The following is a 23,476-nucleotide window of genomic DNA, read 5'->3' as shown; positions in this document are numbered from 1 at the left end:
CCCGCCCTTCGGGGTTGCCGCGCCGCCTTACTGCGGCGGGGTGCTCCACGGGTCGTTCGGCTGCTGCGGCGCGCCCTCCTGCGGCGCGGCCCCGCCCTGGTCCGGCACCTGCGGGTACTGGGCCTGCGGGTACTGCGGCTGCGGGTAGCCCTGCGGGTACTGGGCCTGCGGGTAACCGCCCTGCGGCGGGTACGGGTAGGGGTAGCCGGCCGGGGCGTAGGCCTGCGCCGGCCGGAAGAAGGCCGCGTTGCTCTTGTGCCAGAACATCACCAGCGCGTAGAGGCCGACCAGGACGATCACCCAGCCGAGGATCGTGACGGCCGCGGACTGGTGCACCGAGGCGTTGGTGGTCTCGTCGCCGGACGTCACGCTGGACCGGTAGTTGACGCCGCCGATCAGCACCGAGAAGCACTCGAGGCCGAAGAAGACCGAGGAGAGCACCCGGGCCCAGTGCCGGCCGGACTTGATCTTCCAGGCCATCCACAGCCAGAGCAGGACCCCGATGATGCCGAAGACGACGATCAAGGCGATCTCGACGTTGATGAACGTGTTGATCGTGTCCTCGCCGAAGCCCTTGGGCGCGAGCTGGTCGCGCAGCTGCGAGCGGATGGAGCCCATGCTGGTGAGCCCGATGACGATGCTCACCGCGCTCAGCGCGGCTCCGGCGAGGATCGCGTAGTAGGAGCGCAGGGCGGCCTGCGGGATCGGCGGGCGCCCCTGCGGCGGCATGCCGTAGACCGGCGGCATCGAAGCGACCGGATAGGACCCGGGCGGCTGATAGGACATCGGAGCTTTCCCCTCCTAACGGACGCCGCGGCGGCGTCCGGTTCGATATGCGCAGGCCATCGTAGGCCTGGCGCCCGGTTCCCGCCAGCACTCGTCACCGCGTTACGGCGGGCTCGGTACGGAGCACGCCGGAAGATCTGGCACGCTTGGTCTGTGAGCGGACAGCGGGATGCGATGCAGCGGTGGGACAGCCTGGCCGAGGTGCCCACGGCCTGGGGGGACTCGGTCGTCACCGTCGGCTTCTTCGACGGGGTGCACCACGGGCACCGGCGGGTGGTGCGCCGAGCGGTGGAGCTGGCCCGCGAGCGCGGTGTCAAGGCGGTCGTGCTGACCTTCGACCCGCACCCGAGCGAGGTCGTGCGCCCGGGCACGCATCCGCCGCTGCTCACCACGCCGACCCACCGGGCCGACCTGATGGGCGAGCTCGGCGTGGACGCGGTCCTCGTGCTCCCGTTCACGGTGGAGCTCTCCCGGCTGACCCCGGCCGAGTTCGCGAAGCAGGTGCTGGTCGAGCGGCTGCACGCGGTCGCCGTGGTGGTGGGGGAGAACTTCCGCTTCGGCCACAAGGCGGCCGGCACGGTCGCGGTACTGACCGAGCTCGGCGCCGAGCACGGCTTCGCGGTCGAGGGCCTGGCCCTGGCCGCGCCCGAGGAGGGCGAGGGTTCCCGCTTCTCCTCCACCGACGTGCGCCGGATGGTGCTGGCCGGCGACGTGGAGACGGCCGCGCTGCGGCTGGACCGCCCGCACCGGGTGGAGGGCACCGTCGTGCACGGGGCCAAGCGCGGTCGCGAGCTCGGCTTCCCCACCGCCAACGTCGACACCCCGGCGCACACCGCGATCCCGGCCGACGGAGTCTACGCCGGCTGGCTGTCCTTCGGCCCGGACCGGCTGCCCGCCGCCATCTCCGTCGGCACCAACCCCCAGTTCGACGGCGAGCACCGCACCGTGGAGGCGTACGCCCTCGACCGCACCGACCTCGACCTCTACGACAAGCACGTCTCGGTCGACTTCGTGGCCCGGGTGCGCGGCCAGGAGAAGTTCTCCGGCATCGCAGAGCTCGTCGAGCGGATGAACCAGGACGTGGCCAAGGTCAGGGTGCTGCTGTCCGAGTAGCCCGGTACTGCCAGGTCCGATATCGTGATCGCCCGTCGGGTGAGCAACACCCGCCTGCGTACGGCGGGCGGGCCAGGGGTGGGAAGACGGGCTGACGATGGCAGAGAGCTACGACGTACTGCTGAAGAGTACTGAGAGCTGGTTCGTTCGAAGGGGGCTGCCTTACTTCATCGAGGATCGCAAGGTCACCGAGGACGTCTTCAACAGGGCCCTGCCGATGCTGCTGATCTACTTCGTCGGCAACCTGATGGTGGTGCTCTCCTTGCACCTCAGCGCCCTGCAACGGATGGGCGGCGCCGTGCTCGGCGTGGTGCTGCTCGGGCTGGTGTACATGGTGCGCAACAGGTTCCGGGGCGAGAAGGTCCTCGGCCGGCCGAGCCAGATCGGCTGGTTCGAGCTCGGCGGCTTCATCGTGATCCCGCCGATCGTCGCGTTCGTGGCGCGGCACAAGGTGAAGGACGCGCTGATCGACCTCGCCGTCGACGTCGCCGTCGTGGTGCTGATCTACGTGATCGCCTCCGCGCTCTTCCCGTTGGCCCGCTGGGCTTTCCGGCGCACCTTCCAGGAGCTCGGCGAGGTCTTCGACCTTGCGGCCAGAGCCCTGCCGCTGGTGTTCCTGTTCAACAGCTTCCTGTTCATCAGCGGCGACGTGTGGGAGTTCGCCGGCGACATCAGTCGGCCGCGCCTGTGGGGCGTGGTCGCGATGTTCACCGTCTTCACCGTGCTGTTCCTGATCTATCGGCTCCCGGACGAAGTGCGCCGGGTCGCCGGTCACGACGACCGCACGACCATCGTCGAGGCCTGCAGAGACACCCCGTTGGACGGCGTCATGTCCGGATTCGTCCTGCACGAAGGCGCGCTTCCGCTCAGCCGCTCGCAGCGGATCAATATGCTGCTGGTGCTCTTCGTCGGCCAGATGCTGCAAGTGGTGATGCTCGGCGTCCTCGTGTTCGCGTTCTTCCTCGGCTTCGGCCGGCTCGCCATCGACGATGAGCTCATCAACAAGTGGACCAAGAACCCGGACCTGAAGTTCGAGGATCACGTCCACGTTTTCGGCCACGACCTCGACCACTACATCGGCATCGGCATCGACAACCGGCTCTGGCAGGTCTCGCTGTTCCTGGCCGCCGTGTCGGCGTTCTTCTTCGCGATCTCCTCGATGACCGACGAGGCGTACAAGGAGCAGTTCTACGCGCGGATGAACAAGGAGCTCGAGACGGCCATCCAGGTCCGCCGTGTCTACCTGGCCGTCTACGAGCGCCGGCACGCGGTGAAGACCGAGCTGAGCGCCTCCGGCATCCACCTGCTGCACATCGACGCGCCGCACGTGACCATGCCGAAGATGACGGTCCCGCGCCTGCTCGAGGCCGAGGCCGCGATCGAGCGCGAGTTGCATCTGCGTGAACATTCCCACCAGAACCCGCCCGCGACGCTTTGGCATGCCCAGGAGGAGTCGCAGCCGGATTAAGCTGGCCGTATGAGCCAGCCTGAGCAGGTACACGAGACCGAAGCCGCCACGGGCGCCGAGCCGGGTTACGGCGAGGTGGTCGGATTCCTGACCGATCTCATCCGGATCGACACCTCGAACCCGACCAAGCCCGAGCGCCCGGCCGCCGAGTACGTCGCCGAGAAGCTGGCCGAGGCGGGTCTGGACCCGCAGATCTTCGAGTCCGAGCCCGGCCGGGCCTCGGTCGTCGCCCGGATCGAGGGCACCGATTCCGCGGCCCCCGGCCTGCTCGTGCACGGCCACCTCGACGTGGTCCCGGCCGACCCGGCCGACTGGAGCGTCCACCCGTTCGCCGGCGAGGTGCGCGACGGCCTGGTGTGGGGCCGCGGCGCCGTCGACATGAAGGACATGGACGCGATGACGCTCGCCGTCGTGCGCCGGATGATGCGCGAGGGCCGCCGACCGCGCCGGGACGTGGTCGTGGCCTTCCTCGCCGACGAGGAGGCCGGCGGCAAGCTCGGCGCGCGGTTCCTCGCCGACAACCACCCCGGCCTGTTCGCCGGCTGCACGGAGGCCATCAGCGAAGTCGGCGGCTACTCCATGGAGATAAACCCCGACCTGCGGCTGTACCTGATCGAGACCGCGCAGAAGGGCCTGGCCTGGATGCGGCTGCGGGCGCGCGGCCGAGCCGGCCACGGCTCGATGATCAACCACGACAACGCCGTCACCGCGCTCGCCGCCGCCGTCGCGCGCATCGGCACGCACGAGTTCCCGGTGACCCTGACCCCGACCGTGCGCGACTTCCTCGCCGAGGTCTGCGACGCGATGGGCGTCGAGTTCGACCCGTCCGAGCCCGAGCAGGCGGTGGCGAAGCTGGGCCCGCTGGCCCGGTTCGTCGGCGCCACGCTGCGCCACACCGCGAACCCGACGATGTTCACGGCGGGGTACAAGACCAACGTCATCCCGGAGCGCGCCGAAGCGGTGATCGACGGCAGGTTCCTGCCCGGCGGCCAGGAGGAGTTCCTGGCCGCGATCGACGAGCTGATCGGCCCGGACGTGGTCCGCGAGGACATCCACCTCGACCGCAGCGTCGAGTCGCCGTTCGCCGCGCCGCTGGTGGAGCGGATGCTCGAGGCCCTCCAGGCCGAGGACCCGGCCGCGCGCACGGTGCCCTACTGCCTGTCCGCGGGCACGGACAACAAGACCTTCGCCGACATGGGCATGACAGGGTACGGGTTCGTCCCGCTGCGCCTGACGCCGGACCTCGACTTCGCCGCCATGTTCCACGGCGTGGACGAGCGCGTGCCGGTCTCCGCCCTCGACTTCGGCGCGCGCGTGCTCGACCGCTTCCTGATGTCGGCCTGAGCCACCCGCCGCAAGCCAAGGGGCCCGCCCCACTCCGGGACGGGCCTCTGGGCATTACTTCTCGGGCTTCGGTGGCTCCTAGCCCTGGTACGGCCTCATCCCACGCGGCGAGACGAATCCCTCCGCGACATGCGCGGCCAGTTCCAGGTAGGCGTCCGCAGTAGCAGGCCTGAGGTATTCGAGGTCGATCTCCGCGCCCGTGGACAGGTGCGAGTCGTAGGGAATCGGCACCACCGCGCGGCACCGCGCCGCGAAGTGCGCGATGAGCTGGGACAGGTCGATCTCCTTGGACGACGGCCGGACCGCCGAGATGACGGTGATCGAGCGGCGCACGAGGTCCTCGAAACCGTGCGCGACAAGCCAGTCCAGCGTCGTCGACGCCGAGTTGCCGCCGTCCACGCTGGGCGTGGAGACCACGATCAGCTGGTCGGCCATCGTCAGCACCCCGCGCATGGCGGAGTAGAGCAGCCCGGTGCCGGAGTCGGTGAGGATAATCGAGTACTGATTCTGCAGCGCCTCGATGATCCGCCGGTAGTCCTCGTCGTTGAACGTGGTCGAGACGGCCGGGTCGACGTCGTTGGCGAGGATCTCCAGCCGGCTCGGCGCCTGTGAGGTGAACCGGCGCATGTCGACATAGCTGCGGATGGACGGCAACGCCTGCAGCATGTCGCGGATCGTCGCCCCGGTCTCCCGCCGCACACGCCGACCGAGCGTTCCCGCGTCCGGGTTGGCGTCGACGGCGATGACACGGTCCCCGCGGTTCCACGCGAGCGTCGCCCCGAGCGCCGTGGTGGTGGTCGTCTTCCCCACGCCGCCCTTGAGCGAGATGACCGCGATCCGGTAGCACCCGACCAGCGGGCTGCGCACCCGCTCGAGCAGCTCGTTGCGGTAGGCCTCGATCTTGCCGGGCCCCGGCTTGATCAGCCCCCCGCTCGCCGAGCGCACCGTGCGCCGCCACCCCGTCTTGGCAACGGGTTCGGCCTTGCGGACGAGCCGCTCCGAGCTGAGCTCCTGCGACGCCTGGAACCCGAGCGGCGTGCTGAGGCCGGAGCCGTAGCCCTGCTCGTAACCCTGCTGCGGAAAGCCCGGGATGTTGGGCGCGCCCGGATAGCCGGGCTGAGCCGCCCACCCACCAGACTGCCCCGACGGTCCGGGCTGGCCAGGCTGTCCCGGCTGCCCGTACTGCAACGGCTGCTGGCCTTGCGACTGCGGCCCGTAGAGGATCTGTCCCGCCTGGTCCTGCTGCGCCTGTCCCGGCCCCGGATAGGGCTGCCCCGGTCCTGGGTACGGCTGGCCCGGCTGAGGCTGCTGCGCCCCCGGATACGGCTGCCCGGGCTGCTGCGGCGGATATCCCGGCTGTGGCTGTCCCTGCTGATAAGGCTGCGGCAGCCCCGAGAGCCCGAGCGCAGAAGGCTGAATCACGACCGTCCCTGGCGCCACCCCCTGCTGCGGCGGTACGCCAGGCTGCTGCGATCCCGCCGGAAGCTCCGGTTGCGGCCTGTCACTGAAAGGTGACTGAGCGGGAACTCCGTGCTGCGGCGGAACGTTGATCGGAGCAGGGACGGGAAGTGCGGGAAGTGCGGGAAGTGCGGGAAGTGCGGGAAGTGCGGGAAGTGCGGGAGGTCCGGGAGGTGCCAGTGGTGGCGTGAGTGACGAAGGCGAGGTGGGTGAAAGAGGAGCAGCCGACGACGAAGAAGGCGACGGCGAAGAGGGCCCGGCTGAGGAAGCCGCGGGCATAGAGGGTGAAGGCGACTGTCCGTGCGCCATCGCCTGGTCGGGACGCGAGGTAGGCGCAGGAGCCTGCCCCGGCGCCGCAGGCGAAGGCGCGGCAGCAGCCTGCCACACCCCCGGCGCCGGCGGATTCACGGCGAGCTCGTTCTGCCGTGCGAGTGCGATCTCGCCCGACCGCGGCTCGGCCGCGCTCGCAGAGCCGGACGTAAGCGCCGGCGCGGCGGAAGGACCGGGCGCGGCACCCGACCCCGGCAGTGCCGTGGCCGCAGCCGCGGCGGTGTCCGAAGCCTCGCCGCCTGCCTCCCCCGGAGCACCATGCCGCGGTGCCGGAGCCTCTGACTTCTCATCAGAGCCCTCGGAGCCCGCGGAGCCTGTGGCTCCAGCCGTACCCGACCCTGCACTGCCCGACCCTGTACTGCCCGTTCCCGAGGCGCCCGCCTCACCGACAGCAGACGCCTTAGGCGCCGAGGAATCATCCGAACCAGAGGAGGTACTGCCGGCAGAAGAAGACGACGACCCAGAACTCGACAGCGAAGCGCCCTGCCCAGTCGACGACGCCGACGTCGGTGTGCCGAACGGCGAAGGTGGCGGCGGCGGAATGGCAGGGCTCTGCTGAGTCGGCGCTACCGACCCCGCCGGACCAGCTGCAGCCCCGCCATCCGTCCCCGCGCCGCTGCCCGGAAAGCCGCTGCCCGGAAACACGGGCGGCGGCGGAGGCGGAGGCACGGCGACGCCCGGACTGGGCGCGCCCGCCGTCCCAGGCGCAGCCCCCGACGCCGGCGATGTCGGCGATGTCGGCGACGCGAATGATGCGGGCGGCGCAGGCGGCGGCGGGAACACCGGCGTCCCGCCGGGCGGCGGCAGTTGCACAGGCGCGTTCGTAGGCGGCGGTGCTGACGACGGTTGGCCCGCCGTCGGCCCCGTCACCGGAGACGGCGATGGTGACGCAGGGGGCATCGAAGCCGGGGACGCAGGGGACGCCGACGCCGCGGGCGGTGGCACCGGGGACGGTGACGCCGGCGACGGGAACGGCTTGGCTCCGAACGGCGCGGGCGGCGGCGGGGGAATCTGCGGCTGGCCTGGCCGTCCCGGCTGCCCCGGCTGTCCTGGTTGCCCCGGTTGTCCGGCAGCGCCAGGTGCTCCTGCCGCAAAGGGCTGCTGCGCGGCAGGTGCCCCGAAAGGCGGCTGTGCGCCAGGGCCTTGGCCAGGCTGCGCACCGGGCCCTTGCCCAGGCTGTCCGAGCGGCTGACCGCCGGGTCGCTGCCAGGGCTGGCCCGGCGCACCCGGTTGACCCGGTGCGCCCGGTTGGCCCTGGGCACCCGGTTGACCCTGCGCGCCGGGCTGGCCGGGCGTTCCCGCCTGGCCGCCTGCGCCGGGTGCTCCAAAGGGCTGTCCGGGAACTTGTCCCGGCTGTCCGCCTGCGCCGGGTGCTCCAAAAGGCTGCCCGGGAACCTGTCCCGGCTGTCCGCCTGCGCCAGGTGCGCCGAACGGTTGTCCGCTCGGTCCCTGTCCCGGCTGGCCGGACTGTCCCGGACCGTATGGGGGCTGGCCTTGCGCGGGGCCTGGGCCTTGGCCGATTCCCGGCTGTGCGCCAGGTCGGGGACCGTACGGCGACTGGCCTTGAGCCGGTCCCTGCTGACCGTACGGCGGTTGACCCTGAGCGGGGCCCTGGCCGTAAGGGGACTGACCCGGGGTCGGTCCCTGGCCGAACGGTGGCTGTCCTTGTGCGGGACCTTGTCCGTACGGCGACTGGCCTTGGCCCGGTCCTTGTCCTTGTCCGTACGGCGGCTGTCCTGGCGCAGGACTCTGACCGATCCCTGGCTGTCCGCCAGGTCCGGGGCCGTATGGGGATTGCCCTTGTGCGGGGCCTTGGCCGATTCCGGGCGGGCCGGCAGGGCTCTGACCGTAGGGCGGCTGGGCGCTGGGGCCGCGGCCGGGCAGACTACTGGAGTTTGGACCACTGGAGCCGAGTCCGCCGGGGCCGGACTGGTCCGGCGCGCGTCCTTGGCCGGGTACGTATGCCTGGCCCGGCAACGGACCGGGCGCTCCCTGGCCCGGAAGCTGTCCTTGCCCAGGGCCCTGACCTGGCAGCGGGCCCGGCGCACCGGGGCCCGGCAGCTGCCCCTGGCCCAGCGCTCCTTGCCCTGGAACCTGCCCCTGGCCCAGCGCTCCTTGCCCTGGAACCTGCCCCTGTCCGGGTCCCTGGCCTGGCGACTGCCCCAGTCTCTGGTCCGGACCCTGCCCCGATCCCTGTCCCGGCGCGCCCGGCTGGGCAGGCGGCTGCGCCGGCGGGGCCGCCGGCGTCCCCGTGTTGCCCAGGCGGTACCACTCCGGGGTCGTGTAGACCGGGCCGGTCCAGCTGTCTTCCTCCGGCCCGTCTGCGTACCCGTGCTCGCCGCTCACGCCGCTTCCAACTTTCTGTGCTGCTACCGCTGCGCCGCCTCGTCCTTGCCGCCACGCTCTGCGCGCCAACCCTGATGCCTACAGTAACCAGGCTCGGGCCCCGATTGAAAACAATGTCCTCACTCGGTTCTTGCCGGTTACCCGTCGGTCTCCCGTTCGACGCCGATCCGCCGTCGCCTGGCCGTCGACCGGTCGCTCAGTGGGCGAGTGATCGAGTCGACGGACGTTCACCCGGGCTCCGCTCGAACCCGGGCCTGGCCGCCTCTGACGCCCGTGCGACTGCTCTCGTTGCCGAGACTGTGCGTGTCGTCGTCCCCGTGCTGACTTGCCGACTTCCACCCGATCGCACCGCGCTGGTTCTCGCCGTTCGATTCGGGCTCATACCCCGTCCGCGGTCCCGTACTGCGCTGACGGTTGTCAATCTTCGTGCTTCGTTCTTGCTCTTCGTGCTCGTGCTTTCGCAGCCGCCGACCGACTGCCGCCGACCGACTGCCGCCGGCCGAAGCCCGACGGCCGCCGACTATCCCGCGCTAGTCCATCCTCCTCGGCGCGCCGAGCAGTGCCGACTCGTCGTGGGTCGGGGCGGTGTAGACGTACTGCCGGCCGTGCCGGGCGGTCCACAGGGCCAGCTCGGGGAGCAGGGTGGGGAGCGCGGCGACGTCTTGGGCGCTGAGGCGGAACAGACGGGCCGCCAGTTCCGCTTCCTGGGGGGAGATCTGCTGCATCGCCACGTAGTCCGAGCTGATCAGGTGGCCGGCGAAGGTGGGGTCGAGGAACGGCAACAGGGTCAGTGTCGTCATCCACGGGGTCTTCGGGGCGGCGCTGCGCGGGGGGCGGGCGCCGCAGTCGCGCAGCAGCAGCACGGGGGATGCGGGGGTGGCGCCGAGGTTTCCGACTCTGCGCACGGGGACCACGGCGATCACCTGCTGGCCGCCGCCGGCGTTCTGGGCCAGCGGGGCCCACAGCTGGGGGCGCGCGGTCTCGACCACGACGCGGGCGCCGGTCGCGGTGGCGCGCAGGGCGATCAGCTGCGCCATGTACGCGCCGCCGACCAGGGCCGCGTCCACCGCCCTCGGCTTGAACAGGCTGATCACCGCGGGGCGGCTGGCCTGGTCCGTGCCGATGACGACGCCGTCGTCTCCCACCGGGAGGGCGAGCGCGTCGAGCTGGCCGGCCTCCAGCAGGTGCTTCTCCAGCTTGGGGCCGCGGGCCGGGATCAGGTGCACCTCGTGGCCGCGCTCCGGGCGCGCCGCCACCACTGTCCGCTGCTCTGCCTGCGCGGCGCCGCGCTTCGCCCTCCTGGGGGCGTACGCGGCTGACGATCCGTTCGACGACATTCCTTATTCCCCTCCGAGCGGGACCGTGGCCACCAGGCCGGGCAGCTGCTCGCCGTCGAGGCGGGTGAGCCCGGCGCCGGCCTTGCCGGCCTGCTGCTCGAGCACCTTGCCCGACTCGGTGAGCTGCTGCTCCGAGCCCGCCGCGATCCGGATGAAGCAGCTGAACGCGACCGAGTCCCCGGTGCCCTTGGTCAGATTCACCGCGACGCTGGTGGCCAGTGACGGCAGCGCGCCCACCGTGGCGAAGAAGTCAGGGCTCGTACGGTCGGTGAACGTCGGCGGCTTGTCCAGCCAGTACGTCGTGTGCCAGCTGCCGTCGCAGCGCCAGTAACGGCGCGTCTCCTCGGTCCGCTTGTGCGCGGCCGCGGTCGGGTTCACCGCCACCTGCGTGACGTTGCAGGCGGTGCCCAGCGCGGAGATCAGCTCCGGCTCGCTCAGGATCGTCGCCTCGAAGCCGGCGCCCTCGATCTGGCTGGCCACCCGCTGAACGGCTGTCAGCAGCGCGCGCTGCGCGCCGACCGTGCCGCCGCCGCGGGCCTCGACGGCTCCCTGCGCCTGCTCCGGGTCGAGCCGCACGGCCGCCCAGGTGGTGCGCTGCGCGGGGACGGTGGCGCCGATGCTCTGGTACGAGCGCGCGGACAGGGACTGGCGCGGCAGGTGCGGGGCGGGGGCCGGGCGCGAGTGCGTGATCAGCTGCACGCTCGCCACCGGGACCTGCGCGTCCGAGAGGGCCGCGGCGACGGCGCCGACCGGCAGCGGGTGCGCCTGGCGCTGTTCCCGCAGCGGTTCGCCGCGCGAGTCGAGCTGGATCACGGCGGTCAGGAACGTCCCGTCGCCGATCACGCCGACGGGCTCGCCGCCGCGGGTGGCCACGGTCGCGGTACGCAGCGCCGGGAACGTCTCCCGCAGCGGCGCGAGCGCGGACTCCCCGGAGGCCGGCCGGCGCTGCTCCTGACGCTCCTTGTAATCCGCGTGCACGAGCCGGCTCGCGCCGAGCCAGCGGCCTCTGCTGCCGCCGATCGCGGCGACCACGCACAGCAGCGCGGCCGGGCCGGTGCCCGCGAACACCATCGGCTTGTGCACCAGGATCGGCGTCGCGGCGAGCGCGGCGGCGGCCTCCAGCAGGATCAGCCGCACCAGCGGCAGCGAGCCGATCCGCCCGGGCCGCGGCTGGAATCCGGGGTCGGCCGACACTTCGGCGAGCCCGCGCCCGCCTGCTCCCGCCTCCGTCGCCGGCCGGCCGGACCCGCGGGCGTCGTTGCGTGCTGCTGCTGTCGCCATCAGGTGCGCCTGCCCCCTCGTATGAGCGCGTTTGCCTTGGTCTGCAGCCCGTATCGTACGTGCAGATCCGGGTTCGACGATAGCCGCGCCGCACCTCGTCGCCCGTCAGCGCGCCCGTCCGTCCGCGCCGCCGTTACTGTACTCTGTTTCGCACGCATGCTCCGTGCCCTCGGGTATCGGGGATGAGAGGGGAAAAGGGGCAGACCGTGGCGACTCGCAAGGACCAGCTCGACGCGTTCAACTTCGCCCGCCGGCGGATGGTGGCGAACCTGGTGGTGCCGACCGCCACCGGCAGCGACGAGGGGGCTCCGCGGCCGGTCAAGACCTTCGCCACCTCGATCATCCTGAGCGCCATCGCGGTCGCCGCGGTCGCGGTCATCGGCGTCTTCAAGCCGGCCGCGCCCTCCGGGTGGCAGAACGGCCTGGCCGTGGACGAGTCCACCGGCGCCGCGTACATCTATACGAAGTCGAACAATCAGCTGCACTCGGTTTACAACATCACCTCGGCGCGGCTGATTCTGGGTTCGAACTTCGCCAAGTACGACGTGCCGGATTCGACCATCAACAACTCCGGTATCACCATCGGCTCGCCGGTCGGCATTCTCGGCGCTCCGGAGGACGTGCCGAGCGCGTCCAACATGAACCTGACCCAGTGGTCGCTGTGCCAGAACGAGAAGGATCCGAACAACGAGTCGCTCCCGGGCGGTTCGACCTATCTGCAGATCGGCTACGGGCCGAGCGCGCAGACGGCGGTGTGGAACGCGACCAGCCACGAGGGCATCATCGTGCACGACTCGCAGGACGACGTGTACCTGATCGACGGCGACTACAAGTACGAGGTCGGCAACTACACCGATGACGCGCAGAACGTCGCGAACCTGCTGTCCGGTCTGCAGTCCGACCAGTACTGGACCGCGGGCGACGGGTTCTGGGTGTCGGACGCGTGGTTGAGCGTGTTCACCTCGGGTGCGCAGATCACCGCTCCGGCGTTGCTCAGCGGTGTCGGCGACCCCGTGACGGGCGCGGGTCAGATCGGCCAGCACGTGGGCGACTACGGCCTCAACTACGCCGGCGGCGGTGGCTCCGTGCAGACCGCTGACGGCCTGCTCGAGCTCACTCCGTTCGAGTACTACCTCTACGCGACCAACTCCGCGCTGAGCGGCCACGTCGCGAACATCGACTCGAACAAGCTCACCGCGATCGCGATCGAGGGCGCGAACGCCCACGGCGCTCCGAAGGCGAGCGACCTGCTGGCTTCGAACACGCTCGGCGCCGACTGGCCGACGATCGAGCCGAGTCTGGACTCTGACGCCAAACTGGCGACCAGCCAGAATCTCTGCGTGGGCTACGACGGCGCGTACGACGGCGGCGGCAAGGTGCCGCAGCTGACCACCTGGCTCTACCAGTCCCTGCCCTACGGCTCGCCGGGCGGCCAGTTCGGCTTGAACCAGGTGGGCAACAACAACGAGGCCAACAACGTGGTCGTGCGCCCGGGCTACGGCCTGGTCGCCCGGCGGCTCACCGGCGACTTCAACAGCGGCGGCAAGGAGTTCCTGATCGAGGACTCCGACTACCGCTACGAGCTGGTCGACGTGAAGGCCGCGTCCACCTCGTCCTCGTCCTCGTCCCCGTCCTCGACGCAGACGGACCAGTCGGCCAAGACCCTGCTGGGATACGGAGAGGTCGCCGATGAACAGCTGCCGGAGGTATGGGTGAACCTGATGCAGGGTGGCGCGCCTCTGGATCCGACCGCCGCGGGCACGACGCCCGGCAACGGGCAGTAGGCGGTCGACCGTGAGCACCCTGAAGAAGGTGGGCGCCGCGGCCGCGTCCACCGCGTTGGCTCTGGGCACCGGCTTCGCCGCTCCGACCGCGGCCGCGGGCGGCACCGTGCTCGCGGATGCCTCCAACTGCACGCAGAACAACGTCACCGCCGCGACCAGCCAGCAGACGCCCTGGGAGATCTCGGCGGCCGGCGCGCTGACGGACTGGGCCGGCGAGCCGTTGACCGGCCAGGGGGTGAAGGTCGCGGTGGTGGACACCGGGATAGCGGCCGGCAAGCAGCTCGTGGTCAGCGGCGGGGCGGTGCTCAACGGCGAGACCAAGACGGGCGACGCAGCGGACGACGACGGGCACGGCACGATGGTCGCCTCGATCATCGGCGCGAAGTCGCCGGGGAGCGACGGCGAGGGCGGGATGATCGGGATCGCGCCGGGCGTGCAGCTGATCTCGATGCGTGAGGCCGGCTGCCAGGCGACGGCGGGCAACACCGAGGACGCGATGGCGACGGCGATCAACGAGGCGGTCGAGAAGGGCGCCGACGTCATCAACATCTCCCAGGACGGCTACGACCCGGACGACACGCTCCGCGCGGCCGTGATGAACGCCTACCAGCACGGCGTGATCGTGGTGACGTCGGCGGGCAACCAGGGCGACCGGGACACGACCGACAACAACAACAAGGACTACGGCGTCAATCCGCCGACCTACCCGGCGTCGTATCAGCCCTATGTGCTCGCGGTCGGCGCGGTCGACCAGTACGACTCGGTGCCGACCTTCTCGGAGAAGGGCACGAGCGCGAACCCCTTCGTCGGCGTGGTGGCGCCCGGCGTGGCGGTCGAGGCGCTGCTGCCGAACGGCAAGCTGGTGGTGGACGACGGCACCAGCTTCGCCGCGCCGTACGTCGCGGCCGAGGCGGCGCTGATCATCGAGGAGTACGACTGGACGCATGCGTCCGACCGGGTCCCCGCGCGCGCCTACGAGGTCATGAAGATCATCGAGGCCACCGCCGACGGCGAGGGTTCCTACAGCCTGTCCGCGGGCTGGGGCGAGGCGCAGATCTCGTACGCCCTGACGAAGGTGAAGGTGTCGAGCTCGGCGACCAAGGAGGACAAGGCCCTGGTCTCCGGGAGCGCGCCGGGCTCGTTCGGTCCGATCTACGGCCTGCCGGTGAAGATGTACGGCGCGGGGCCGAACAAGGACGGCTCGGCCTCCAGCGCGGGTTCGGCCGCCGACCGGATCGTGGCGAAGCCGTACGTGGCCGCGGTCACGGACAAGACGGCGCAGAGCCAGCAGCGCTGGGCCTACATCGCGCTGATCGTCGGCCTCATGGTGGCCGCGGTGACGCTCGGCGGTGCGGCCGTGGCGCGGGACACCGCCCGTCGGCGCCGCGCAGCAGAGTACTGAGATCCGGGCAGGGTGCTGAGACAGGCGGAGGCCTGAGGCGGGCTGAGAGCCCCGCCATGGACGCCACAGCCACAGCCCTGAGTCACCGCGAAGCAGTGCAGCAAGAAGCAGCGCACGAAAGCGCCCCGCCCCCGGCTCGGCCGGGAACGGGGCGCTTCGTCGTGCTCTGCTACAGCGTCGGCGGGGTGAAGGCCGTCTGCACCAGCAGGCTGCCGTGCCGCCGGCTGACCAGGGTGCCGCGGCCCGGAGGCTGCTGGCTGGCCCGGACCGAGCCGATCAGCTGGCCCTCGTCCCGGTCGCCGGACAGGACCAGGCCGGGCTGGCGCGACTCGCGCAGGCGCTGGATGACCGGCTCGAACAGGGCCCGGCTGGCACCGCCCGCGGCCCGCGCCACGATCAGGTGGAAGCCCAGGTCCCGGGCCATCGGCAGGTACTCGCCGAAGGGGGAGAGCGGGTTGCCGCCGGGGGTGGCCACCAGGTCGTAGTCGTCCACGATCACGAAGATCTCCGGACCCGTCCACCAGCTGCGGTTGCGCAGCTGCTCGGCGGTGACGTCCGGGCCGGGCTGGCGCTTGTCCAGGAACGGCTTGATCTCGGCGACGGTGGAGGAGACGGCCCCGCTCGCGGCGCAGTAGCCGAGCTGGTGGCTCTCGGGCACCGCGCCGAGCAGCGAGCGCCGGTAGTCGACCAGCAGGATGCGGGCCTGGCTGCCGGTGTACATCTCGGTGATGCCCTTGATGAGCGTGCGCAGCACCGCGGTCTTGCCCGACTCGCCCTCGCCGAACATCAGGAAGTGCGGGTCCTGGCTGAAGTCCAGGTAGACCGGCTCGAGCTTGTTCTCGTCCACGCCGAGCGGGATCGCGAACGCCGGACGGGCCGAGGGCTCGGGCAGGTCCGTGTAGGGCACCATGAGCGGGAGCATGCGCAGCTTGGGGGCCATCGGGCCCTGCCAGGCCTCCGCGATCGCGGCGACCGTCTTGGCCACCCCGTCCGCGAGGTCGGTGGCGTCTTCGACCCCGTCGATGCGCGGCAGCGCACCGAGGAAGTGCAGCTTCTGCCGGGTGATGCCGCGGCCGGGGGTGCCGGGCGGCACGTTCTGCGCCACCTTGCGGTCCACGTCGGACTCCATCGGGTCACCGAGGCGCAGCTCGATGCGGGTGTTGACGGCGTCCTTGAGCTGCGGGCGGATCTCGGCCCAGCGCGCGGCGGTGATGATCACGTGCACGCCGAAGCCGAGGCCGCGCTGGGCGATGTCGAGCAGGTCCTGCTCGAGCTGCTCGAACTCGCTCTTGAGCGTCTGCCAGCCGTCCACGATCAGGAACACGTCGCCGAACGCCTCGCCGGGCAGCTCGCCGCGGGCCCGCCGGGCCCGGAAGGTGCCGATGGAGTCGATCTGGTTGGCGCGGAAGGTCTCCTCCCGCTTGTCCAGGATCCCGACGACCTCGCTCACGATCCGGCGCACGATGTCCACGTCGAGCCGGGTGCCGATGCCGGACATGTGCGGCAGGCCCTGCAGGCTCATCAGCGAGCCGCCGCCGAAGTCCAGGCAGAAGAACTGCGTCTCCAGCGGGGTGTGCCCGAGCGCGAGGCCGGTCAGCAGCGTGCGCACCAGGGTGGACTTTCCGGTGCGCGGACCGCCCACGACCACGGCGTGGCCGGCGGCGCCGGACAGGTCGAGCTGGTAGACCTCGCGCTTCTGCTCGATCGGCTTGTCCGCGATGGCGATCGGCACCACCAGGCGGCCGGCCCCGGAGTACCCGGTGGCGGTCAGGCCGCGGTCCGCGGTGGCCTGGATGCCCGGCATCAGCTGGTCCAGCGTGGGGGGCTCGGCCAGCGGCGGCAGCCATACCTGGTGCGCGGGCAGGCCTTCGCCCTCCATCTGCCGCACCAGCACGTCGAGCACGGTGTCGACCAGCGCGTCGTCATCGTCGTGCGACTTGACCACGGCCACCGGCTGGTCGACCCGCTCCGGCTCGATGTACGCGGCGGTGAACAGGGTCGGGCGGCGGTGGTCGAGCTTGCGCTCCACCGTGGTGCGGGTCTGCGGGCGGTAGGGCCCGGAGACGTACGCGGCCTTGAACCGGGTGCCCGGACCCTGGCCGCCCTCGGCGCCGACCGTCTTGAGGTAGCCGGAACCGGGGATCGAGGGCAGGTTGAACGCGTCCGGCACGCCGAGCACGACCCGCGATTCGGCCGCGGAGAAGGTCTTGAGGCCCAGCCGGTAGGACAGGTAGGTGTCCAGGCCGCGCAGCTTGCCCTCCTCCAGGCGCTGCGAGGCCAGCAGCAGGTGCACGCCGAGCGAACGGCCGATCCGGCCGATCTGGATGAACAGGTCGAGGAAGTCCGGCTTGGCCGTGAGCATCTCGGAGAACTCGTCGAGCACGATCAGCAGGTTCGGCATCGGGGTCAGCTGCGCCCCGGCCGAACGGGCCTTCTCGTAGTCGTGGATGTTCTTGAAGTTGCCGCCGTCGCGCAGCAGCTCCTGACGCCGGTTCATCTCGCCGACGATGGCGTCGCGCATGCGGTCGACCATGGTCAGGTCGTCCGCCATGTTGGTGATCACGGCCGCGGTGTGCGGCATCGTCGCCATGCCGGCGAAGGTCGCGCCGCCCTTGAAGTCGGACAGGACGAAGTTGAGGCCCTCCGAGGAGTGCGTCACCGCGAGCGCGAGCACCAGGGTCCTGAGCACCTCGGACTTGCCGGAACCGGTGGCCCCGATGCACAGGCCGTGCGGGCCCATGCCGCCCATGGCCGCTTCCTTGATGTCCAGGATCACCGGCTCGCCGTTCTCGCCGATCCCGATCGGCACGCGCAGCCGGTCCTGCGGGCTCAGCCGCTTCCAACCCTTGCGGGTGTCGAACGAGCCCGGGTCGCCGATGCCCATCAGGTCGGTGAAGTCCAGCGCACTCATCAGCGGCTCGTCGCCGTCGCCGCCGCCGCCCACCCGCAGCGGCGCCAGCTGCCGGGCCAGCGCCTCGGCCTGCGCGATCGAGAGCCGGTCGCCCACCCCGCTGAACGAGGCGCCGGAGGAGGTCTCCACCCGCAGCTTGTCGCCGTCCAGGGCCATGTGGACGCCGCCGCGCACCAGGCCGGCGTGGCCCTCGGCGTCGATCTCGACGATGGTCACGCCCTGGATGCCCTCGCCGTGCAGCAGGATCGAGTCGCCGCTGGCGCGGGCCCCGTCCACCACCACGATCAGGTGCGGCTGGTCCAGGATCGGGTGGTTGTCGCGGGCGAAGCGCGGACGGTCGAGCAGCTCGCTGCCCAGCGCCTCCTCGAGCTCGCTCGCGTCCGAGTAGACCAGGCGCACCGAGCCGGCCGCGTCGGTCTGCTTGGGGTGCTGCGCGTGCGGCAGCCACTTGACCCATTCCCAGTACTGCTGCCGGTTCTCCGCCGCGACCACGCACACCCGCACCTCGTCCGGGGCGTGGAAGGAGGCCAGCTGCGCCAGCAGGGCCCTGGCATGGCCGCGGGCGTCCTCCGGGGTGCCCTCGCCGGCCGAGCTGATCAGCACGTGCCAGAACGAGCGCAGCGGGACCGCCATCGGCAGCTTGTCCAGCATGCCCTGCACGGTGATGAAGCGGCGCAGCGCGTCCGCGCAGATGGGTTCGAGCTCGTCGACCGGCGCGGTCTCCGGTGCGACGAGCGGCGTGGCCAGCCGCTGCGAGCCGGTGCCGAGGCGCACCTGGACGAAGTCGGGGTCGTTCGGGCGCCGCTCCCACAGCCGCTGGCCGCTGGTCACGATCGCCCACAGGTGCGCGGGATCAGGGTGCGACCACATCTGCGCGGTGTACTGCTGCTGCTGGGTCTTGCGCACCTGCTGGCGCATCTGGCTCAGGTAGCGCAGATAGTCCCGGCGCGCGTCGGCCGTCTTGCCCTTGTTCCCCTTCTTGCCCATGCTCTGGGTGAGCATGCCCAGCGAGCCCAGGACGGTCATGCCGCCCATCATCTTCATCATGATGTTGCTGCCGGGCATGAAGAAGAAGCCGACCGAGCCGAGCATCCCCAGCATCGGCAGCGCCTGCATCAGCGCCGCGCCGCCCTTGCCCGCCCGGGCGAGCTCCGGCGGCGGCTCGAGGTACACCTCTCCCGATGGCACCTGCGGCGGATGTACCCGCGGCGGGCGCTTGACGACGACGGTACTCAAAACCGTGCCCCTCCCGTGACCCACTCAAGATTCTGTGCAGCAGTTCGATATCGCAGAACTGGCAGTTGCGGTGGAGTCTAGTATGCTCGGGCGCGCGTAGACAGTTCATCAGGATGCGCCGATGGTCGTACCCGGCGCAGGTCGAGGGTCGCGTACGGCGGCGACAAGCTGCGAGCGTTTCGAAAACGGGAGGGGCAGGGAAGTGGCTGCCAATGTCATGACAGGGTTCTGTCGTATCACGGTGGTGGCTCCGGACGTGCGGGTGGACGTCGCGCTGCCGGAGGATGTGCCGCTGGCCGAGTTGCTGCCGGACATCCTGCGGATGGCCGACCAGTGGCAGAACGAGGGCGCGCACTCGGGATTCGCCATGGCCCGGCTGGACGGCGGCGAGCTCGACACGGGCCTGTCGCTCTCCGCCCAGGGCGTGCGCAACGGAGACCTTCTTTATCTGCGTGCTGCCACCGAGACGCTGCCGCCGCCGGTCTACGACGACGTGGTGGACGCGATCGTGCGCTCGGTCGCGGACGACAAGCGGATGTGGTCGGCCCCGCACTTCCGCCGGCTCGGGCTGATCGGCGGCTCGATGATGCTCGCGGTGGGCGCCTGGGTGCTGTGGACCTCGGCCGACCCGCACGGGATGCCCGCGGCCGTGGCCGCCATCCTGGCCGTGCTGCTGACCGTCTCCGGCGGCGTGTGCTCGCGTTCTTACAAGGACCACGTCGGCGGCGCGGTGCTCGGCGGCTGCGCGGTGCCCTACGCGTTCCTGGCCGGCCTCGGCGTGCTGTCGCTGAGCCAGACCGCGGGCCTGGGCCGCAGCCACTTCCTGGTCGCCTGCGCGGCGGTGCTGGTGGTCGCGGTGATCGGCGGGGTGGTGCAGGAGGAGCACGACGAGGTCTACCTGGCCGCGGGCATCGCCGGCACCATCGGCGCGCTGACCGCCGCGGTGGGCCTGGCCACCCACGCCGATCCGGTCAAGCTCGCGGCCGGGGCCGGCACCGTGGCCGTCGCCGCGATCGGCTTCCTGCCGGGCCTGGCCATGCGGCTGGTGCGCTTCCCGATGCCGCAGCTGATCGACGGCGCCCCGCAGGTGGGCCCGGGCGGGCAGCAGCAGCGCGCGACCCTGCCGGCCGGCAACGACGACCCGGTGGACACCGAGGCCATGGCCCGGCGCACCCGGCGCGGCCACGAACTGCTCACCGGCCTGGTCGCGGCCTGCGCGCTGGTGACGGTCGTGTGCGCGCTGACGCTCTCGTTCACCACGCTGCACAGCGGCGGCGGCGCCTGGGCGCAGGGCATGGCCGGCATCCTCGGCCTGGTGCTCGTCTCCCGGGCCCGGCTGCTGCGGCGCACCCCCCAGGTCACGGCGCTGATCGGCGGCGGCGTGATCACCGAGACGATCCTGCTGGTCGGCGCGACCCTGCAGCTCTCGGCCACGGCCCGGCAGACCTGGTACTTCGCCGTGGTGCTGGCGGTCGGCCTGCTCCTGCTGCTGGTCGGCTACGCGCTGCCGGGCCGCTCGCTCTCGCCGCGCTGGGCCCGCACGGTGGACATGCTCGACGCGCTGCTGCTGGCCTCGGTCATCCCGGTGCTGCTCGGCGTGCTGGCGGTGTACAACACGGTGCAGTCGGTCGGTCACTGACCGCTCACCCGTGCGACGGGGCCCCTCGGATCCGACGGTCCGGGCGGGCCCTGTCGCGCTGGTAGACTGCCCGTCGGGTTCGATACCGCCGCGTGACACCTACCGTGGCGGGCCCGCAGCCGACGAGGAGTCGCGCGTGTCCCTGGACATCGCCACGAAGAAGCAGATCATGACCGAGTACGCGACGGTCGAGGGTGACACCGGTTCCCCGGAGGTGCAGGTCGCGCTGCTCACCAAGCGTATCAACGACCTGACCGAGCACGTCAAGCTGCACAAGCACGACCACCACTCGCGTCGTGGCCTGCTGCAGCTGGTCGGCAAGCGCCGCCGGCTGCTGAAGTACCTGGCGCACAAGGACATCACGCGCTACCGCTCGCTGATCGAGCGGTTGGGGCTGCGCCGCTAGTCGGCACAAGAACCACGGGAGCGGTACCCGGAAGGCTCGGGTGCCGCTCCCTCGCCGTACTCGGCCGCACCAAGATCCACGGCGCCCCGCCCCCGGCACCGCCGCGGGTGCGGTGCGTCCGAGGGGTAGCGGGGCGCCCGTCGGGGCGTCTTGGTGCCGAGAGGCAGCCGCATGGGTTAGCGTGGCTGTGGATAAAAAGAAGAGGAAACGACCGGAACAGCGACGCCGGTGTACCGATCTTCGGTAGTGGCCGTCGGAATCCGTCCGACCGCGGCAGGCCAACGGGCCCGCCGCGCGGACGTATACGGCGGCTTCGATCGGAGACCGGTCCCTGGTCATCAGAGGTGAGCCCGTCGCGTTCCAGCTCACACCAAAGGAGGGAACCCATGGAGGGTTCCGAGATCGCGACGACCGAGGCGGTCATCGACAACGGGCGCTTCGGCACCCGGAAGGTCACGTTCGAGACCGGGCGTCTGGCCCGGCAGGCGGCGGGGTCCGCCGTGGCCTACCTGGACGACGAGACCATGGTCCTGTCGGCCACCACCTACTCCAAGACACCGAAGGACCAGCTGGACTTCTTCCCGCTGACCGTCGACGTCGAGGAGCGCATGTACGCGGCCGGGCGCATCCCCGGATCGTTCTTCCGCCGTGAGGGCCGGCCCTCCGAGGACGCCATCCTCACCTGCCGCCTGATCGACCGGCCGCTGCGCCCGTCCTTCGCCAAGGGCCTGCGCAACGAGATCCAGATCGTGTGCACCGTGATGGCGCTGCACCCGCAGCACCTCTACGACGTGATCGCGATCAACGCGGCCTCCGCCTCCACCCAGCTGGCCGGCCTGCCCTTCTCCGGCCCGATCGGCGGCGTGCGCGTCGGCCTGATCGAGGGCCAGTGGGTCGCCTTCCCGACCCACGAGGAGCTGCAGAGCGCGGTCTTCGACATGGTCGTGGCCGGCCGGGTGCTGCCCGACGGCGACGTGGCCATCATGATGGTCGAGGCCGAGGCCACCGACAAGACCATCACCCTGGTCGGCGAGGGCGCGGGCGCCCCGACCGAGGAGATCGTGGCCGAGGGCCTCGACGCCGCCAAGCCCTTCATCAAGGAGCTGTGCCGGGCCCAGGCCGAGCTGGCGAAGCAGGCGGCCAAGCCGGTCGCCGAGTTCCCCCGCTACCTCGACTACCAGGACGACGTGTACGAGGCCGTGGCCGCGTCCGTCTCCGCCGAGCTCGCCGCCGCGATGACCATCGCCGGCAAGCAGGAGCGCGAGACCGAGCAGGACCGGCTCAAGGCCGTGACGCTCGAGAAGCTCGCCGGCCAGTTCGAGGGCCGGGAGAAGGAGATCTCCGGCGCCTACCGCTCGCTGACCAAGAAGCTGGTGCGCGAGCGCATCATCCGGGACCGGGTGCGCATCGACGGCCGCGGCGTGACCGACATCCGCGCCCTGTCGGCCGAGGTCGACACGGTTCCGCGGGTGCACGGCTCGGCCCTGTTCGAGCGCGGCGAGACCCAGATCCTGGGCATCACCACGCTCAACATGCTCCGGATGGAACAGCAGATCGACACGCTGAACCCGGAGAACCGCAAGCGCTACATGCACAACTACAACTTCCCGCCCTACTCCACCGGCGAGACCGGCCGGGTGGGCTCGCCCAAGCGGCGCGAGATCGGCCACGGCGCGCTGGCCGAGCGGGCGCTGGTGCCGGTGCTGCCGACCCGCGAGGAGTTCCCGTACGCGATCCGGCAGGTCTCCGAGGCCCTCGGCTCCAACGGCTCGACCTCGATGGGCTCGGTCTGCGCCTCGACCATGTCCCTGCTCAACGCCGGCGTGCCGCTCAAGGCGCCGGTCGCGGGCATCGCGATGGGCCTGGTCTCGGCCGAGATCGAGGGCAAGACCCAGTACGTGGCGCTGACCGACATCCTCGGCGCCGAGGACGCGTTCGGCGACATGGACTTCAAGGTCGCCGGCACGAAGGACTTCGTCACCGCGCTGCAGCTCGACACCAAGCTCGACGGCATCCCGGCCGAGGTGCTCGGCCAGGCGCTCAAGCAGGCCCGCGAGGCGCGCCTGCACGTGCTCGACGTGATGCTCGAGGCGATCGACGTGCCGGACGAGATGTCCGAGCTCGCGCCGCGCATCATCACGGTGAAGATCCCGGTGGACAAGATCGGCGAGGTCATCGGCCCGAAGGGCAAGATGATCAACCAGATCCAGGAGGACACCGGCGCCGAGATCACCATCGAGGACGACGGCACCATCTACATCGGCGCCACCACCGGCGCCGCGGCGGAGCAGGCCCGGGCGACGATCAACCAGATCGCCAACCCGACCATGCCCGAGGTGGGCGAGCGCTTCCTGGGCACGGTCGTGAAGACCACCGCCTTCGGCGCCTTCGTCTCGCTGATGCCCGGCAAGGACGGCCTGCTGCACATCTCGCAGCTGCGCAAGATCGCCGGCGGCAAGCGGGTGGAGAACGTCGACGACGTGGTCAAGGTCGGCGACAAGATCCAGGTCGAGATCTCCGAGATCGACCAGCGCGGCAAGCTCTCGCTCGCCCCGGTGGTCGCCGAGGAAGAGGCCGCGGCCCCGCAGGCGTCGTAGCCGACGCAGGTCCGCAGCACAAGCACAGCCGCGCAGAG

The 23,476-nt window shown here is 71.1% G+C and carries 13 protein-coding genes; 8 read left to right on the top strand and 5 right to left on the bottom strand.

Annotated features, from left to right (window positions below; translation table 11 throughout):
* Positions 1-27: 27 nt before the first annotated feature.
* The gene (locus ACTRO_RS21580) at positions 28-786 is read right to left on the bottom strand and encodes a hypothetical protein (RefSeq protein WP_034265667.1); all 759 of its coding nucleotides are present in this window, start codon (positions 784-786) and stop codon (positions 28-30) included.
* A 174-nt stretch (positions 787-960) separates the two neighbouring features.
* Here ACTRO_RS21580 and ACTRO_RS21575 point away from each other — a divergent pair, with 174 nt between their 5' ends.
* The 3 genes from ACTRO_RS21575 to ACTRO_RS21565 all read left to right on the top strand — a co-directional run bounded on the left by ACTRO_RS21575 (position 961) and on the right by ACTRO_RS21565 (position 4,711).
* Positions 961-1,899 (top strand): bifunctional riboflavin kinase/FAD synthetase, encoded by a 939-nt coding sequence (locus tag ACTRO_RS21575; RefSeq protein WP_034276036.1) that lies wholly within the window; start codon positions 961-963, stop codon positions 1,897-1,899.
* A gap of 97 nt (positions 1,900-1,996) precedes the next feature.
* Positions 1,997-3,367 (top strand): hypothetical protein, encoded by a 1,371-nt coding sequence (locus ACTRO_RS21570; protein ID WP_034265666.1) that lies wholly within the window; start codon positions 1,997-1,999, stop codon positions 3,365-3,367.
* Positions 3,368-3,376: 9 nt separating this feature from the next.
* Positions 3,377-4,711: a M20/M25/M40 family metallo-hydrolase gene (locus tag ACTRO_RS21565; protein ID WP_034265664.1), complete on the top strand. Its 1,335-nt coding sequence runs from the start codon at positions 3,377-3,379 to the stop codon at positions 4,709-4,711.
* Positions 4,712-4,789: 78 nt separating this feature from the next.
* On the opposite strand, the gene ACTRO_RS21560 is transcribed toward ACTRO_RS21565, so the two are convergent.
* From ACTRO_RS21560 to eccE, 3 genes are all read right to left on the bottom strand, one after another.
* Entirely contained in the window at positions 4,790-6,133 is a 1,344-nt protein-coding gene (locus ACTRO_RS21560) for a MinD/ParA family ATP-binding protein (protein ID WP_169739934.1), read from the bottom strand.
* A 3,242-nt stretch (positions 6,134-9,375) separates the two neighbouring features.
* Positions 9,376-10,182, bottom strand: a complete 807-nt coding sequence (locus ACTRO_RS21555; RefSeq protein ID WP_211244371.1) for a hypothetical protein — start codon at positions 10,180-10,182, stop codon at positions 9,376-9,378.
* A gap of 3 nt (positions 10,183-10,185) precedes the next feature.
* Positions 10,186-11,463 (bottom strand): type VII secretion protein EccE, encoded by a 1,278-nt coding sequence (gene eccE / locus ACTRO_RS21550; protein WP_084316451.1) that lies wholly within the window; start codon positions 11,461-11,463, stop codon positions 10,186-10,188.
* A gap of 206 nt (positions 11,464-11,669) precedes the next feature.
* Between eccE and ACTRO_RS21545 the strand changes: the two genes are divergently transcribed.
* Together ACTRO_RS21545 and ACTRO_RS43655 are read left to right on the top strand one after the other, a co-directional pair.
* Positions 11,670-13,247 carry a type VII secretion protein EccB gene (locus tag ACTRO_RS21545; RefSeq protein WP_034265663.1) on the top strand — a complete coding sequence of 526 codons (1,578 nt, stop codon included), beginning with the start codon at positions 11,670-11,672 and terminating at the stop codon, positions 13,245-13,247.
* 10 nt (positions 13,248-13,257) lie between these two features.
* On the top strand, positions 13,258-14,649 hold the full coding sequence (locus ACTRO_RS43655) for a S8 family serine peptidase (RefSeq protein WP_157436361.1): 1,392 nt from the start codon (positions 13,258-13,260) through the stop codon (positions 14,647-14,649).
* A gap of 169 nt (positions 14,650-14,818) precedes the next feature.
* On the opposite strand, the gene ACTRO_RS21535 is transcribed toward ACTRO_RS43655, so the two are convergent.
* Positions 14,819-18,796 (bottom strand): type VII secretion protein EccC, encoded by a 3,978-nt coding sequence (locus ACTRO_RS21535; protein ID WP_034265662.1) that lies wholly within the window; start codon positions 18,794-18,796, stop codon positions 14,819-14,821.
* A 202-nt stretch (positions 18,797-18,998) separates the two neighbouring features.
* On the opposite strand from ACTRO_RS21535, the gene eccD reads away from it, so the two are divergent.
* The 3 genes from eccD to ACTRO_RS21520 all read left to right on the top strand — a co-directional run bounded on the left by eccD (position 18,999) and on the right by ACTRO_RS21520 (position 23,438).
* On the top strand, positions 18,999-20,435 hold the full coding sequence (gene eccD / locus ACTRO_RS21530; RefSeq protein WP_063628050.1) for a type VII secretion integral membrane protein EccD: 1,437 nt from the start codon (positions 18,999-19,001) through the stop codon (positions 20,433-20,435).
* Between the two features lie 136 nt (positions 20,436-20,571).
* Positions 20,572-20,841 carry a 30S ribosomal protein S15 gene (rpsO, locus tag ACTRO_RS21525; RefSeq protein WP_034265659.1) on the top strand — a complete coding sequence of 90 codons (270 nt, stop codon included), beginning with the start codon at positions 20,572-20,574 and terminating at the stop codon, positions 20,839-20,841.
* Between the two features lie 386 nt (positions 20,842-21,227).
* Positions 21,228-23,438, top strand: a complete 2,211-nt coding sequence (locus ACTRO_RS21520; protein WP_034265657.1) for a polyribonucleotide nucleotidyltransferase — start codon at positions 21,228-21,230, stop codon at positions 23,436-23,438.
* Positions 23,439-23,476 lie beyond the last annotated feature (38 nt).

It is taken from the genome of Actinospica robiniae DSM 44927 (assembly GCF_000504285.1).
In the GTDB taxonomy this organism is placed as follows: Bacteria; Actinomycetota; Actinomycetes; order Streptomycetales; family Catenulisporaceae; genus Actinospica; species Actinospica robiniae.
This window is presented reverse-complemented; position numbering and strand designations above follow the sequence as displayed.